Genomic DNA, 18,097 nt, shown 5'->3' with positions numbered 1-18,097 from the left:
GAACAGCGGCCCGTAGGCGAAGCCCAGGGCCTCGGCCCGCTCATAGAAGCCGTCGAGGTCCACGGCCTCGGCACCGGCCGGCGGCCACTCACCCACCACCACCGGCACCGCGCGAGCCGACCCCGCACCGGCCGCCAACGAACCCGCCGCATGCCGCCGCCACACCTCCTCCACCCCGTCCGAACCCACACCCTCCGGCCGCGAATACACACCCACCGACCGCACCCCCGACCCATCCGGGGCACCCACCACCACCTGCAACTGCACCGCACCCCGCTCCGGCAACACCAGCGGAGCCTCCAACGTCAACTCCTCCAACACCCACAACCCACCTGATCCGCAGCCCGCAACACCAACTCCACAAACCCCGTCCCAGGCAGCAACACACTGCCCAGAACCGTGTGATCAGCCAGCCACGGATGAGTCACAAGAGACAGGCGACCGGTCAGCACGACACCGCTGTCATCCGCCATCGCCACGGCGGCGCTCAGCAGAGGGTGCTCGGCGCCCACCAGGCCCAGGCTCTCAACGTCCGCTTCTGGTGCGGCTTCCAGCCAGTAGCGGCGGCGCTGGAAGGCGTACGTCGGCAGGTCGACGCGACGAGCGTCGGTGCCCTCGAACAGCGTGTCCCAGGCGACCGGGGTGCCGGTGGCGTGCAGGCGCGCCAGCGCCTCCACCACGCCACGGACCTGGTCGCGTCCCGAGCGCATGGTCGGCACCACAGCGCGGGCCGGGCCGTCCTGCGGCAGGCACTCGGCGACCATCCCGGACAGAACCGCATCCGGCCCACCTCAACGAAGCTGCCAACACCCAGCTCCAGCATGGCGGCAACGCCATCGGCGAAACGCACCGCCTCGCGGACCTGACGCACCCAGTACTGCGGCTGCGTCCACAACTCGGTTTCCACCCGGCCGGTCACCGTGGAGACCAGCGGCAGCACCGGCTCCCGCAACTCCAACCCAGCCACGACGCCCGCGAACTCCTCCAGCATCGGATCCATCAGACCCGAGTGGAACGCATGACTCACCGTCAGACGCCGCGTACGGCAACCCTGCTCCGCAAGCTTTGTGGCGGCGGCCAGAACCGGCTCCTCAAGGCCCGACAGCACGACCGACGACGGACCGTTCACCGCCGCCACCCACACACCCTCGGCCTGCGCCAGCACCTCGCGGACCGTCTCCTCGGACCCGCCGACCGCCACCATCGCGCCACCCACCGGCAGCGCCTGCATCAACCGCCCACGCGCCACCACCAGCGCACACGCATCCTCCAGCGACAACACCCCCGCCACATGCGCGGCAGCGATCTCACCCACCGAATGCCCGGCCAACACCCCGGCCGTCACACCCCACGACTCCAACAGCCGGTACAGCGCCACCTCCAGCGCGAAAATCCCCGGCTGCGCAAACCCGGTCTGATGGATCAAGTCATCCGACGGCAGCTCCACCCCCAGCTGTGCACACACCGCCTCATACGCCTGGGCGAACACCGGGAACGCCTCACCCAACTCCCGCCCCATACCCGCCCACTGCGAACCCTGACCCGAGAACACCACCCCCAACCGACCAGACACCACACCCGACACCCCGACCGCACCCGACGCCAACCCTCCAAGGGCGGTGAGCAGTTCACCACGATCCGCCGCCACCACAGCCGCCCGATGCTCGAACACCGAACGCGACGTCAACACCGAGAACGCCGCATCCAGCACCCGGACATCACCCTCACGCACCCACTCCAACAGCGCCGCAGCCTGACCCCGCACCGCCTCCTCAGACTTGCCCGACACCACCAACGGCACCACCGGAAGCCCAACCAAAGCCCCCGAATCCGCCACCTCCGCAGGCTCCTCCGCCTGCTCCAGGATCACGTGCGCATTCGTCCCACTCACACCGAACGACGACACCGCAGACCGACGCGCGCGGCCCGTCTCCGGCCACGCCCGCGACTCCGTCAGCAACTCCACCGCGCCGGAGGCCCAATCCACCTCCTGCGACGGCTCATCGACGTGCAGCGTCTGCGGAAGCACGCCCTCCCGCATCGCCATCACCATCTTGATCACACCCGCCACACCGGCAGCCGCCTGCGTGTGACCGATGTTCGACTTCAACGAGCCCAACCACAACGGGCGTTCGGAATCCCGGCTCTGGCCGTAGGTCGCCAGCAGCGCCTGCGCCTCGATCGGGTCACCCAACCGCGTCCCCGTTCCATGACCCTCGACGGCGTCCACATCGACGGTGGACAGCCCGGCACTCGCCAGCGCCTGCCGGATCACCCGCTGCTGCGACGGACCGCTCGGCGCGGTCAGACCACTACTGGCGCCGTCCTGGTTCACCGCCGAACCCCGCACCACCGCAAGCACCTTGTGGCCGTTCGCCACCGCGTCCGACAACCGCTCGACCAGCAGCATGCCGGCGCCCTCGCCCCAGCCCGTGCCGTCGGCGTCCGCCGAGTAGGACTTGCACCGGCCGTCCGTCGCCAGGCCGCGCTGGCGACTGAACTCGATGAACGTCCTCGGAGTGGACATCACCGTCACACCACCGACCAACGCCATGGAGCACTCGCCCCGTTGGAGCGCCTGCGCCGCCAGGTGCAGTGCCACCAGCGACGACGAACACGCCGTGTCCACCGTCACCGCCGGGCCCACCAGACCGAAGGTGTAGGCGACCCGGCCGGAGGCGATGCTGCCGGCGTTCCCGTTGCCGATGTAGCCCTCGTAGCCCTCCGGAATGGCCAGGAACCGCGCCGAATAGTCGTGGTACATGAGCCCGGTGAAGACTCCGACCTGCTCACCGCGCGCGGATTCCGGTCGGATTCCGGCCCGCTCGAATGCCTCCCAGGTGAGTTCCAGGAGCAAGCGCTGCTGCGGATCCATGGCCGCTGCTTCCTTCGGGCCGATGCCGAAGAACGCGGGGTCGAACTCGGCCGCCTCGTGCAGGAAACCGCCCTCTGTGACGGTGGTCCGGCCCTTCGCGTCGGGGTCGGGGTCGTAAAGGCCGTCCAAGTCCCAGCCACGGTCGACGGGGAAGCCGGAGACGGCGTCCGACCCGTTCAACACGAGGTTCCACAGGTCTTCGGGAGACCGGACGCCGCCCGGGTAGCGGCAGCTCATTCCGACGATGGCGATCGGCTCGCGCTCACCGGCCTCCAGCTCCTGGACGCGCTCACGCGTCTTCTGGAGGTCGGCGGTGACCCACTTCAGGTAGTCGACGAGCTTCTCTTCATTGGAGGTCATTGCGAAAGTCCTATGCGTTGCAGCGCCGGGGGAATGGTCGGATCGGTTGCCGAGTCAGGATCGGCCGAGTTCCTTGTCGATGAAGGCGAAGAGATCGTCGGCGGTCGCCGACCGGATCCGGTCTGCCGCATCGGAACTTCCAGCGGACTTCTGGGCGGGGTTTCGCTTGGCCAGCAGCGACTGGAGCCGCTTCGTCACACTTGCGTTCAGCGGATCCTCCTGCGACAGGTTCGTCAACAGGGACTCCAACCGGTCGAGTTCCGCGAGAATCCGGGCCTCACCGTCCTCCTGCTTCGGAGCGAGCCTTTCGGTCAGGTGCTCCACCAATGCCGCCGGCGTCCCGTAGTCGAACAGGATGGTCGCCGGGAGGCGCAGCCCGGTCGCGTTCCCGAGCTGGTTGCGGAGTTCGACCGCCGTGAGCGAGTCGAGGCCCAGGTCGAGGAAGCCGCGGTCACCGGGGACGGCATCGGCCGACGCGTATCCGAGGATCGACGCGACGTTGGAGCGCACGAGCTGCAGCAGGGCCTCGGCCCGCTCCGGACCGGCGAGACCCGCCAAGGTCTGCGCCACCGGTGTCGCGTCGGACTGCGCCGCCCGACTGACCGGCCGAATCGGTGCTCCCACCAACCCCCGCAGCACGACCGGGACTTCCCGGCCGGCACGAAGACGTGACCGGTCCAACCCCATCGGCACCAGGTGCGAACGGTCAACGGTGAGTGAGGCGTCGAACAGCTCCAGCCCCTCGCTCGGCGACAGCGGCCTGACACCGGACTGGACGAGGCGGGCCTGGTCCGCGTCACCGAGCCGGCCCGTCATGCCACCGTCCAGATCCCACAGTCCCCAGCCCAGGGAGTGGGCGGGCAGGCCTGCGCACGCCGATGCTGCGCCAACCCGTCCAAGAACGCATTCGCCGCCGCATACCCCGCCTGCCCCGCCGGACCGAACACCCCAGCAGCCGACGAGAACAACACGAACAACGACAACCCCATACCCCGCGTCAACTCATGCAAATTCCACGCCGCATCCACCTTCGGCCGCAACACACCCACCAACCGCTCCCCCGACAACGACGACACCACCCCGTCGTCCAACACACCCGCCACATGCACCACACCCCGCAACCCCTCCCCACCACCACACACCGACCCCAACAACCCCTCCAACGCACCACGATCAGCCACATCACACGCCGCAACCACCACCTCAGCACCCAACCCCTCCAACTCCCCACGCACCTCAGCCACCCCAACCCCACCCTCACCAGAACGACTCACCAACACCAACCGCCGCACCCCATACCCCACCACCAAATGCCGCGCCACCAACCGCCCCAACGCCCCCGTACCACCCGTCACCAACACCGTCCCACCAACCAAACCCCCACCAACCAACCCACCAACACCCGACACCCCAACACCCGACCCACCAACACCCGACACCCCATCAACCAGACCCCCACCAGCCGACACCCGCACCAACCGAGGCACCCGCACCACACCACCACGCACCGCCACCTGCGACTCACCCAAACCCACCACCCCCGCCAACAACCCCACCGAACACCCCTCACCATCCACATCCACCAACACCAACCGCCCCGCATACTCCGCCTGCGCCGAACGCACCAACCCCCACACCGCAGCACCAGCAAGATCAACAACATCCGACCCCGACTCCACACCCACCGCACCCCGCGTCACCACCACGAGTTGCGCGTCGAGGAAGACCTCGTCGTCCACCCAGTCCTGCACCACGGTCAGCGTGTCGGTCAGCAGCGACCGGACCGCATCCGGGCTCACCGCAGCCGTCTCGCCGCCCTCGCCGTCGCACCCCAGGAACACCAGCTCCGGTCGGGCGACCTCGCCGCGCACCACCCGCTCACGCAACTCGGCGAGTGTCTGATGGAACGTCACATCACTGTTGTCGGAGGCGTCTGCGAACCAGGCTGCGCCGGCCGAGCCCACCACCGCGACCCGCTCGGGATCAGCCGGGACGGGGGACGTCGGGAGCGGCGTCCAGTCAAGCCCGTACAGGGAGTTGGCGGCTGCCGCAGCATCCCCGGCACCCAACTGGTCGGCGGACACCACCCTCAGCGCCAGGGATTCCACCGAGACCACCGGAAGCCCGGCCGAGTCGGTCATGTCGAGCGAGACGGCCTCCTGGCCGACGCGCTTCAGCCGCACGCGCAAAGCTGCCGCACCGCTCGCGTGGAGGCGGACCCCGGACCACGCGTACGGCAGACGGGCCTCACCGACCTCGCCGACCAAGCCTCCCAGGCCCACGGCATGCAGAGCCGCATCCATGAGGGCGGGATGCAACCCGAAGGCTCGCGGGTCGGACCCAGCATCCTCCGGCAGTACGGCCTCGGCGAACACCTCGTCGTCGGTCCGCCACACAGCCCGCAGTCCTCGGAACAGCGGACCGTAGGCGAATCCGGACTCCAGCAGGTCGGCGTAGAAGCCGTCGAGGTCCACGGCCTCGGCACTGGCCGGCGGCCACTCACCCACCGCCACCGGCACCGCACGGGCCGACCCCGCACCGGCCGCCAACGAACCCGCCGCATGCCGCCGCCACGCCTCCTCCACCCCGTCCGAACCCACACCCTCCGGCCGCGAATACACACCCACCGCCCGCACCCCCGACCCATCCGGGGCACCCACCACCACCTGCAACTGCACCGCACCCCGCTCCGGCAACACCAGCGGAGCCTCCAACGTCAACTCCTCCAACACCCCACAACCCACCTGATCCGCAGCCCGCAACACCAACTCCACAAACCCCGTCCCAGGCAGCAACACACTGCCCAGAACCGTGTGATCAGCCAGCCACGGATGAGTCGCAAGGGACAGGCGGCCGGTGAAGAGGAGCTCATCGCTGTCCGCGACCTCGATCGCCGCACCGAGCAGCGGGTGGGCGGCAGCCTCCAGCCCGAGACCAGTCGCGTCCTGCGCCCCTGCAGCGGACGCCTCCGGCCAGTAGCGCTGGCGTTGGAAGGCGTAAGTCGGCAGGTCGACGCGACGGGCGCCGGTGCCCTCGAACAGCGTGTCCCAGGCAACCGGGGTACCGGCGGCATGCAGGCGCGCCAGCGCCTCCATCACGCCACGCACCTGGTCACGTCCCGAACGCATCGTCGGCACCACGCTGCGGGCCGGGCCGTCCTGCGGCAGGCACTCCGCGACCATCCCGGACAGAACCGCGTCCGGGCCCACCTCGACGAAGCTGCCAACACCCAGATCCAGCATGGCGGCAACGCCATCGGCGAAACGCACCGCGTCACGGACCTGACGCACCCAGTACTGCGGCTGCGTCCACAACTCCGACTCCACCCGGCCGGTCACCGTGGAGACCAGCGGCAGCACCGGCTCCCGCAGCTCCAACCCGACCACGACGCCCGCGAACTCCTCCAACATCGGATCCATCAGACCCGAGTGGAACGCATGACTGACCGTCAGACGCCGTGTCCGGCACCCCAGCTCGGCCAGACGCGCGCCGGCCGCCAACACCGGCTCCTCGTGCCCGGACAGCACCACCGACGACGGGCCATTCACCGCCGCCACCCACACACCCTCCACACCCTCGATCACGGCCCGGACCGTCTCCTCGGACCCGCCGACCGCGACCATCGCGCCACCCGCCGGCAGCGCCTGCATCAACCGCCCACGCGCCACCACCAACGCACACGCATCCTCCAGCGACAACACCCCCGCCACATGCGCCGCCGCGATCTCACCCACCGAATGCCCGGCCAACACCCCAGCCGTCACACCCCACGACTCCAACAACCGATACAGCGCCACCTCCAACGCAAAAATCCCCGGCTGCGCAAACCCGGTCTGATGGATCAAGTCATCCGACGGAAGCTCGACACCCAGCTGCGCACACACCTCCTCATAGGCCCGCGCGAACACCGGGAACGCCTCACCCAACTCCCGTCCCATGCCCGCCCACTGCGAACCCTGACCCGAGAACACCACGCCCAACCGACCCGCCACCACACCCGAAACAGCCACGCCCCCGACGCCAACCCACCAAGAGCAGCCAGCAGTTCACCACGATCAGTCGCCACCACCGCCGCCCGATACTCAAACGCCGAACGCGACGTCGCCAGCGAGAACACCGTGTCCAGCAGCCCCAGCCCCGGCTCGGCCTCCAACCGCTCCAGCAACGCCGCCGCCTGACCCCGCACCGCCTCCTCCGACTTACCGGACACCACCAACGGCACCACCGGAAGCCCAACCACAGGCTCCGCGACAACCGCCAACGCAGGCTCCTCCGCCTGCTCCAGGATCACGTGCGCATTCGTCCCACTCACCCCGAACGACGACACCGCAGACCGACGCGCGCGCCCACGGTCAGGCCAGATCTGAGGTTCGGTCAAAAGCTGTACCGTGCCCGCCGACCAGTCGATCTCATTTGACGGCTCATCGACGTGCAGGGTCTGCGGGAGTACGCCCTCCCGCATCGCCATCACCATCTTGATCACACCCGCCACACCGGCAGCCGCCTGCGTATGACCGATGTTGGACTTCACCGACCCCAGCCACAGCGGCTCGTCCGCCGACCGCTCACGGCCGTACGTCGCCAGCAGCGCCTGCGCCTCGATCGGGTCACCCAACCGCGTCCCGGTGCCGTGCGCCTCCACGGCGTCCACATCACCCACCGCCAGCCGCGCGTTGGCCAGCGCCTGCCGGATCACCCGCTGCTGCGACGGACCGTTCGGCGCGGTCAGACCATTCGACGCACCGTCCTGGTTCACCGCCGAACCTCGCACCACCGCAAGGACGTTGTGGCCGTTCGCCACCGCGTCCGACAGCCGCTCGACCAGCAGCACGCCAACGCCTTCGCCCCAGCCCGTACCGTCCGCCGCATCCGCGAACGCCTTGCACCGACCGTCAACCGCCAGACCGCGCTGCCGCGAGAACTCGACAAAGGTCGCCGGCGTCGACATCACCGTCACACCACCGACCAACGCCAGATCACACTCACCCGAGCGCAGTGCCTGCCCGGCCAGGTGCAGCGCCACCAGCGACGACGAACACGCCGTGTCCACCGTCACCGCCGGCCCCTCCAGGCCGAACACGTACGACACCCGGCCCGACATCACACTCGCCGCGTTGCCGATGCCGAGATGGCCGTCCCCGCCGTCGGCGGTGCGGGTCAGCAGCGAGGCGTAGTCCTGGCCGTTGGTGCCGGTGAACACGCCGGTCTGGCTGCCCTTCAGCAAGGCGGGGTCGATGCCGGCCTGCTCGAACGCCTCCCAGGAGGTCTCCAGCAGCAGCCGCTGCTGCGGGTCCATCGCCAGCGCCTCACGCGGCGAGATGCCGAAGAAGGCCGAGTCGAACTCGCCGATGCCGCTGAGGAAGGCACCTTCCTGGACATAGAGCTTCCCTGCGACCGCGGGGTCCGGGTCGTAGAGGCCGTCCACATCCCAACCACGGTCGGCGGGGAACGGACCGACCGCGTCCACGCCGTCGGTCAGCAGCCGCCAGAAGTCCTCGGGAGACCGGACACCGCCGGGGAAGCGGCAACTCATCCCCACGATCGCGATCGGCTCGTCCGTGACGGCAGGCAGCGCCACCAGGCTGCTCGACTCCGGTTGTCCGCCCAGCAGTTCGGCGGCCAGGTGGTCGGCCAGGTCGGCGGGGGTCGGGTAGTCGAAGACGAGGGTGGCGGACAGGCTCAGACCGGTGGCGGCGTTCAGCCGGTTCCGCAGCTCCACGGCCGTCAATGAGTCGAAGCCGGCCTGCTTGAAGGCGCGTTCCGGGTCGACGGCGGTCGCCGAGGCGTGTCCCAGCACCGCCGCGGCGTGCGAGCAGACCTCAGCCGTCAGAAGGCTGGCGCGCTCGGCGGCCCCCAGACCACTGAGCCGCTGCGCGAGCGCCGGCCCGACCTGCGCCGACGTGTCGGCGCTGCGATCGCGCAGGTCGCGCACCTCGGGGACATCACTGATCAGCGAGTCGGCACCGGCACCGGCCAGCGCCGGAACCAGGCGCGCCCAGTCGAGATCCGCGATGACCACCGCGGTCTCGCGCCGGTCGAGCGTCTCCTGGAGGGACGCGATGGCCAGTTCCTGCGCCATCGGCAGCACCCCGCTGCGGCGGATCCGGTCGCTCGCGGCCGGGTCGGCCGCCGCCATGCCGCCGCCGTCCCAGGCGCCCCAGGCGATGGCCGTCGCCGCGAGGCCGTGCGCACGGCGGTACTGCGCCAGAGCATCCAGGAAGGCGTTGGCCGCCGCGTAGTTGCCCTGCCCGGCAGCACCGACGACACCCGCCAGCGAGGAGAACAGGACGAAGGCCGACAGGTCGAGGTGCGCCGTGAGCTCGTGCAGCTGCCAGGCGGCCGTGGCCTTCGGACCCAGCACCCGTTCGAACCTCGCGGGTGTCAGGGAGTCCAGCACGCCGTCGTCCACCACACCCGCGACGTGCATCACCGCGGTGAGCGGAAGCTCGGCGGGGATCTCGGCCAACAGGCTCTCGACAGCGGCCCGGTCCGCGATGTCGCACGCGACGATCGACACGCTCGCACCGAGTGCGGTCAGCTCCGCCCGGAGCTCGGCGGCCTCCGGCGCGTCGGGTCCCCGGCGGCTGGTCAGCAGCAGGTGCTCCGCACCGCTGCGCGCCAGCCACCTGGCGACCTGCGCTCCGAGTGCGCCCGTGCCGCCGGTGACCAGCGTGGTGCCGCTCGGCCGCCAGACCCCCTCCGGCTTCACACCGCGCCCGGCCCGCGACAACCGCCGGGCATAGGCGCCCGCCTGCCGAAGCGCGACCTCTGGCTCCCGCGATCCGGCCAGTACACCGACCAGCTGGTCGGCACAGCGGGCATCCACCGTTGCGGGGAGGTCGATCAACCCACCCCAGCGCTCGGGGTACTCCTGCGCGGCAGCAGCGCCGAGTCCCCAGAGCTGGGCGTGCTCCGGTCGGGTCAGGGGATTTGTCTCATCGACCGACACCGCCCCCTGAGTCAGCACCCACAGGCGCCCGGCGATGGCTGCATCGTCCAAGGCCTGCAGAAGCACGGTCGTTCCGACCAGGCCCGGCCACTGCTCGGGGCCGCTCGGCCCGTCGGACGTCAGCGCCAGCAGCGAGAGGACACCGCTGACCTCACCGGCGGCCGCCAGCCGGTCCGCGAGGGTCTGCCGGTCGATGCCGGACCCGTCGAGGTACACGGGGAGAACGTCGGCGCCGTGGCGACGCAGTGCGTCGATGCACAGCTCGGCGGACGGGCAGTCCATGGGTGCGATGACCAGCCAGCGTCCGGTCAGCACCGCCGCCGACGGCATGGTGACGGTCTTCCAGGTGAGGCGGTAGCGCCATTGGTCGGTCGCGGACTGCTCACGCACCCGCTCCCGGTACGACGACAGCACCGGAAGCACCGCCTCCAGCGACTCCGCCTGCTCGTCGGCCACGCCCAGCGCGGCGCTCAGTCCAGCCAGGTCACCACGCTCCACGACCTCCCAGAAGCGGGCGTCCACCGCGTCCGAGGGCACCTGCCGCTCCGAGGCCTCGAGCCAGTAGCGGCGGCGTTGGAAGGCGTACGTCGGCAGGTCGACCCGGCGGGCGCCGGTGCCCTCGAACAGCGTGTCCCACTCAACCGGGGTACCGGCGGCGTGCAGGCGCGCCAGCGCCTCCACGGCAGCGCGGACCTGGTCGCGCCCCGAACGCATCGTCGGCACCACGCCGCGGGCCGGGCCGTCCTGGGGCAGGCACTCAGCAACCATCCCGGACAGCACCGCATCCGGCCCGACCTCGACAAAGCTGCCAACACCCAAGTCCAACATGGCGGCAACACCGTCAGCGAAACGCACCGCCTCGCGGACCTGACGCACCCAGTACTGCGGCTGCGTCCACAGCTCCGACTCCGCCCGGCCGGTCACCGTGGAGACCAGCGGCAGCACCGGCTCCCGCAGCTCCAACCCGACCACGACGCCCGCGAACTCCTCCAACATCGGATCCATCAGACCCGAGTGGAACGCATGACTCACCGTCAAGCGCCGCGTACGGCAGCCCTGCTCGGCCAGACGCTCGGCAGCCGCCAACACCGGCTCCTCAAAGCCCGACAGCACCACCGACGACGGACCGTTCACCGCCGCCACCCACACACCCTCCATGCCCTCGATCGCAGCCCGGACCGTCTCCTCGGACCCGCCGACCGCGACCATCGCGCCCCCCGTTGGCAGCGCCTGCATCAGCCGGCCGCGCGCCACCACCAGCGCACACGCATCCTCCAGCGACAGCACCCCCGCCACATGCGCGGCAGCGATCTCACCCACCGAATGCCCGGCCAACACCCCAGCCGTCACACCCCACGACTCCAACAGCCGATACAGCGCCACCTCCAGAGCGAAAATCGCCGGCTGCGCAAACCCCGTCTGGTTCAACTCCTCACCCTCAGGCAACTCCACGCCCAGCTGCGCGCATACCTCCGCGTAGGCCCGCGCGAACACCGGGAACGCCTCACCCAACTCCCGCCCCATGCCAGCCCACTGCGAACCCTGACCCGAGAACACCACCCCCAGGCGCCCAGACACCACACCCGACACCCCGACCGCACCCGACGCCAACCCACCTAGAGCAGCCAGCAGTTCACCACGATCCGCCGCCACCACCGCCGCCCGATGCTCGAACACCGAACGCGACGTCAACACCGAAAACGCCGCATCCAGCACCCGGACATCACCCTCACGCACCCACTCCAACAGCGCCGAAGCCTGACCCCGCACCGCCTCCTCAGACTTGCCCGACACCACCAACGGCACCACCGGAAGCCCAACCAACGCCCCCGACTCCGTCACCTCCGCAGGCTCCTCCGCCTGCTCCAGGATCACGTGCGCATTCGTCCCGCTGATCCCGAACGACGACACCGCAGACCGACGCACCCGGCCTGTCTCCGGCCACGCCCGCGACTCCGACAGCAACTCCACCGCACCCGCAGACCAGTCCACATGCGGCGACGGCGCGTCCACATGCAGCGTCCGCGGGAGCACACCCTCGCGCATCGCCATCACCATCTTGATCACACCGGCCACACCGGCAGCCGCCTGCGTGTGACCGAGGTTCGACTTCACCGAGCCCAACCACAGCGGGAGTTCGGCGTCGCGCCCTTGACCGTAGGTGTCCATCAGGGCCTGCGCCTCGATCGGGTCACCCAACCGCGTCCCCGTGCCGTGCGCCTCCACCGCGTCCACATCACCCACCGCCAGCCGCGCATTCGCCAGCGCCTGCCGGATCACCCGCTGCTGCGACGGACCGTTGGGCGCCATCAGGCCGTTCGACGCACCGTCCTGGTTCACCGCCGAACCCCGCACCACCGCAAGCACCTTGTGACCCAGGCGGCGGGCATCCGACAGCCGCTCCAGCACCAGGACTCCGACGCCCTCGGCCGAACCGAACCCGTCGGCGGCCGCGGCGAACGCCTTGCACCGGCCGTCGGGCGACAGCGCCTTCTGACGGCTGAACTCGGCGAACATCGCCGGGCTGGCCATGACCGCGACACCGCCGGCCAGCGCCAGATCGCACTCACCCGACCGCAGCGCCTGCGCCGCCAGGTGCAGCGCCACCAGCGACGACGAACACGCCGTGTCCACCGTCACCGCCGGCCCCTCCAGCCCCAGGCTGTACGCAACCCGGCCGGAGGCGACGCTGGCGGTGTTGCCGGCGAGGAGGTAGCCCTCGAACTCCGCCGGGGCGTCCTGCAGTCGAGCCGCGTAGTCCTGGTAGGTGAGCCCGAAGAACACCCCGGTCGGACTGCCCGCCAGCGAGGACGGAGCGATGCCGGCCCGCTCGAAGGCCTCCCAGGAGGTCTCCAGCAGCAGCCGCTGCTGCGGGTCGAGGGCCTGGGCCTCACGCGGCGAGATCCCGAAGAACTCGGCGTCGAAGTCGGCCACGTCGTGCAGGAAGCCGCCGCTGCGGGTGTACGAGGTACCGGGACGCCCGAGCTCCGGGTCGTACATGCCCTCGATGTCCCAGCCGCGGTTCGTCGGGAAACCGGAAATGGCGTCGTTCTCGGCGAGGACGAGGCGCCACAGGTCCTCGGGCGACCGCACGCCGCCCGGGTAGCGGCAGCTCATCGCGACGATGGCGATCGGGTCGTCCTCGACCGGCGTCGCGGCGGGTGCCCCGGGCCGGTCGGCGCTGTCCGTCGTGCCCGCGAGCTCGCTGAGCAGGTAGCGGCTCAGCGCGGCAGCGGTGGGGTAGTCGAAGATCAGCGTGGCGGGCAGCCGGACACCCGTGGCGGCGCTGAGCCGGTTCCGCAACTCCACGCCGGTCACCGAGTCGAACCCGGCGTTCTTGAAGGGCGCGTTGAGCTCGACCTGGTCGGGCGAGCCGTGGCCCAGCACGGTGGCCACCTGGCCGCGCACCAGGTCGTGGACCGTACGCTCGCGCTCCAAGACCGGCATGCCGCGCAGCCGCTGCGCCAGCGGTGAAGCGGGCTCCGTCGCCGCCTCGTTCTGACCGGCGCCGGCCGCGACCAGGGTGCGGACTTCGGCGATGTCCCTGATCAGTGGCCGCTGCCGCGACGAGGTGTAGACGAGGAAGTACCGCTCCCAGTCCAGGTCGGTGATGATCAGACGCGTCTCGTCGCGGTCCAGCGCCTGCCCCAGGGCGTGGGTGGCCAACTCCGGTGCCATCTCCAGCAGACCGTGGCGGTGCAGCAGGTCCCGCGCCACGCCGGCGGCCATGCCGCCGCCGCCCCAGGCACCCCAGGCGATCGATGTGGCGACCAGGCCCTGCTGGCGGCGCCACTGGGCGAACGCGTCCAGGAAGGCGTTTCCGGGGCGTAGTTGCTGTGCCCCGGGCTGCCGAACTCGCCCGAGAAGGAGGAGAACAGGACGAAGGCGGAGAGATCGAGGTCCCGGGTGAGCTCGTGCAGGTGGACGGCTGCTTGGGCCTTGACACCCAGCACGCGCTGCATCTGATCGAGCGTCAGTGCGGTGACGGCCGAGTCCTCGAGGACTGCGGCGGTGTGGATGACCGCGGTAAGCGGCGCCTCGACGGGGATGTCCGCGAGGAGCTGCGCGAGTGCGGCACGGTCTCCGACGTCGCAGCGCGCGATCGTCGCCTTGGTTCCCAACGCCGCCAGTTCGTCGACCAGTTCACGGGCACCGGGCGCATCGGGGCCGCCACGGCTCACCAGCAGGAGGTGTTCCGCACCACGGCGGGCCAGCCAGCGTGCGACCTGGCCGCCGAGCGCCCCGGTTCCTCCCGTCACCAGCGTGGTGCCGGTCGGCTTCCAGGAGCGCACGACCGGCGTCCGGTCGCCGGGCGCGCGGCCCACCCGCCGGGCGAACGAACCGGCCGCACGGACCGCCACCTGGTCCTCGCCGTCGAGGCCGGCCAGCACCGACGCCAACCGCCGCGCCGCGGCCTCATCGGCGGTCTCGGGCAGATCGATCAGGCCGCCCCAGCGCTCCGGCCGCTCCAGAGCGAGCACCAGGCCGAGGCCCCATACCTGGGCCTGTTCAGGGTTGCGCAGGCCGTCCTCCGGTCCCACCGAGACAGCGCCCGTGGTCACACACCAGAGCGGCGCCTCCAGGCCGCTGTCGACCATCCCCTGGAGCAGGGCCACAGTCGCGGCGAGACCGCCGCTCACCGCCGGGGCCATGGCACGCGCCTGGGCGTCGGCGGCGAGCAGTGAGAGCACGCCCCGGACGTCGCGGTCGGCGGCGGCCGATGCGAGCAGCCGCTGGTAGTCGTCCCGCTCCGCATGGGCCGGGTCCGCCTCGATCACGACCACGTCAGCACCGCGCGCCGTCAGCGCCTCCGCGCACAGCTGCGCCCAACCGCCCTGCCCGGCCTCGCCCGTCGGCGCCACCAGCAGCCAACTGCCGGCCATCGGGCCGGCTCCGGCGCCGGCGACGGGCTTCCAAGTGGTGCGGTAGCGCCACCCGTCGACCGTCGAGTCCTCCCGCACCTGCCGACGCCACGACGACAGCACCGGAAGCACCGCTCCCAGCGACGCCTCCTGCCCGTCATCCAGACCCAACACATCCGAAACAGACGACACATCCGCCTGCTCCACAGCACGCCAAAACGCCTCATCCACCGGATCCACCACGGCGGCCTCACCCCGCAGCGGCACCTCCAGCCAGAAACGCTGATGCTGGAACGCGTACGTGGGCAGGTCGACGCGGCGGGCGCCGGTGCCCTCGAACAGGGTGGACCAGGCGACCGGGGCGCCGTGCACGAACGCCTGCGCCAGGGACGCGGTCAGACGCGCCCAGCCGCCCTCACCACGACGCAGGGTACCGATCGCCGCGGCAACGGTGTCCTGCTCGCCGATGACCTCCTCGATCGCCGGGACCAGGACAGGGTGCGAGCTGACCTCGATGAACAGGCCGTGGCCGTCCGCCAGAAGGCCTTCGACGCCGTGACGGAACTCCACCGTCTGACGCAGGTTGGTGTACCAGTACGCGGCGTCGAGTTCCCTGGTGTCGAGGAAGCCGCCTATCACCGTCGACCAGAACGGCACGCGACCCTCAACCGGCACGATCGGCGCCAGGTCGCGGGCCAGACGCTCACGCAGGCCCTCCACCATCTGCGAATGCGAGGCGTAGTCCACCGGGATCCGCCGCACCCGCACCCCACGACCCTCACACCACGCCATGAACTCCTCCAGCGGCACGGTCGGGCCCGAAACCACCGTCGAGGCAACGCCGTTGACCGCCGCAACCGACACACCCTCCCCACCCCACTGCCCCAACAGTCCGCGAACCTCATCCACACTCGCGCCGACCGACACCATGCCGCCCGAACCGGCCAACTCCTCCGCGATCGCGAGAGAGCGCAGCACCACCACCCGCGCGCCGTCCTCCAACGACAACCCACCCGCAACCACCGCCGCCGCGATCTCACCCTGCGAATGCCCCACCACCGCCGCCGGCTCAACCCCGTAGGACCGCCACACCTCCGCCAGCGACACCATCACCGCCCACAACACCGGCTGCACCACATCAACCCGCTCCAACCACCCCTCATCACCCGAACGCACCACCTCACCCAACGACCAGCCCACCAACTCGCCCAAGGCCCGCTCGCACTCACCCATCCGGGCCGCGAACACCTCCGACGACCCCAGCAACTCCCCCGCCATCCCCAGCCACTGCGACCCCTGACCCGGGAAAACAAACACCACACCACCATCAACCACCGACCCCGACACCACACCCGAGGACACCCCACCCGACACCAACTCACCCAAACCAGCCAGCACTTCACCGCGATCCGACCCCGTCACCACCGCCCGGGACCCGAACACCGCACGCGACGACACCAGCGACTGACCCACATCCAGCAACCCCAGCCCAGGATCAGCCTCCAACCGCTCCACCAACGCCGCCGCCTGACCCCGCACCGCCGCCTCGGACTTGCCCGACACCACCAACGGCACCACCGAAAGGCCAACCACAGGCTCTTCAACAACCGCCTCCGCAGGCACCTCCGCCTGCTCAAGAATCACGTGCGCATTCGTCCCGCTCACCCCGAACGACGACACCGCCGCTCGACGCACCCGACCCGTCTCCGGCCAAGCCCGCGACTCCGTCAGCAACTCCACGGCACCCGCTGACCAGTCCACCTCGCGCGACGGCTCATCGACGTGCAGGGTCTGCGGGAGCACGCCCTCCCGCATCGCCATCACCATCTTGATCACACCACCGACACCGGCAGCCGCCTGCGCGTGGCCGATGTTCGACTTCAACGAACCGAGCCACAACGGAAGTTCGGCATCGCGCCCCTGACCGTAGGTCGCCAGCAGCGCCTGCGCCTCGATCGGATCACCCAACCGCGTCCCGGTCCCGTGCGCCTCCACCACGTCGATGTGCTGCGCGGGCAGACCTGCGTCGATCAGGGCGTCGCGGATCAGCTGCTGCTGGGCCGGGCCGTTGGGTGCCGTCAGACCGTTCGACGCACCGTCCTGGTTCACCGCCGAACCCCGCACCACTGCAAGCACCTTGTGACCGTTCGCCACCGCGTCCGACAGCCGCTCCACCAGGAGCATGCCGATCCCCTCGGCCCAGCCCGTGCCGTCCGCAGCATCCGCGAACGCCTTGCACCGACCGTCCGCCGAGAGGCCGCGCTGGCGGCTGAACTCGATGAACGTCCTCGGCGTGGACATCACGGTCACACCGCCGGCCAGCGCCAGGTCGCACTCGCCCCGGCGCAGCGCGTTGGCCGCCAGGTGCAGCGCCACCAGCGACGACGAACACGCCGTGTCCACCGTCACCGCCGGCCCCTCCAGGCCGAACACGTACGAGACCCGGCCGGACGCCACGCTGCCCGCGCTGCCGCTGCTCAGATACGCCTCGATGTCCTCGGGCGACGTCTCGAACCGGGACGCGTAGTCGTGGTACATGACCCCGGCGAAGACACCCGTCCGACTGCCCCGCACCGACACCGGGTCGATGCCCGCGCGCTCCAACGCCTCCCAGGAGGTCTCCAGTAGCAGCCGCTGCTGCGGGTCCATCGCCAGCGCCTCACGCGGCGAGATCCCGAAGAACGCCGGGTCGAACTCGGCCGCCTCGTGCAGGAATCCGCCCTCACGGGCATAGAAGGTGCCCGTGTGCTCAGGGTCGGGGTGGTAGAGCCGATCGAGGTCCCAGCCGCGGTCGGTGGGGAACTCGGAGACGGCGTCCATGCCGTTCGCGACGAGCTTCCAGAGGTCCTCCGGCGAGCGCACACCGCCCGGGTAGCGGCAAGCCATCCCGACGATCGCGATCGGCTCGTGCGCCCGCTCCTCCGTCACGCGCAGGCGCTGCTTGACCTCGCGCAGGTCGGTGGTGACCCGCTTGAGGTAGTCCCGGAGCTTCTCCTCGGTCGATTGCATGAAACTCTCCACGCTCGCGGCGGTCAGTAAGGTCGGTGGGCG

Annotated in this window: 1 protein-coding gene and 2 pseudogenes; all 3 read right to left on the bottom strand. The window is 70.4% G+C overall.

Going from position 1 to position 18,097, the window contains the following annotated elements; all coding sequences use genetic code 11:
* A pseudogene (locus tag E6W39_RS44465) lies at positions 1 to 473 on the bottom strand (polyketide synthase dehydratase domain-containing protein); the annotation flags it as partial.
* Between the two features lie 14 nt (positions 474 to 487).
* Positions 488 to 3,235 carry a type I polyketide synthase gene (locus tag E6W39_RS38875; protein WP_407658595.1) on the bottom strand — a complete coding sequence of 916 codons (2,748 nt, stop codon included), beginning with the start codon at positions 3,233 to 3,235 and terminating at the stop codon, positions 488 to 490.
* 54 nt (positions 3,236 to 3,289) lie between these two features.
* A pseudogene (locus E6W39_RS44460) lies at positions 3,290 to 18,067 on the bottom strand (type I polyketide synthase); the annotation flags it as partial.
* Positions 18,068 to 18,097 lie beyond the last annotated feature (30 nt).

This window comes from Kitasatospora acidiphila, assembly GCF_006636205.1.
Classification (GTDB): Bacteria; Actinomycetota; Actinomycetes; order Streptomycetales; family Streptomycetaceae; genus Kitasatospora; species Kitasatospora acidiphila.
This window is presented reverse-complemented; position numbering and strand designations above follow the sequence as displayed.

Bases quoted from the DNA above. Each gene is read 5' to 3' on its own strand.
- E6W39_RS38875 (WP_407658595.1), bottom strand. From the start codon at position 3,235: ATGACCTCCAATGAAGAGAAGCTCGTCGACTACCTGAAGTGGGTCACC.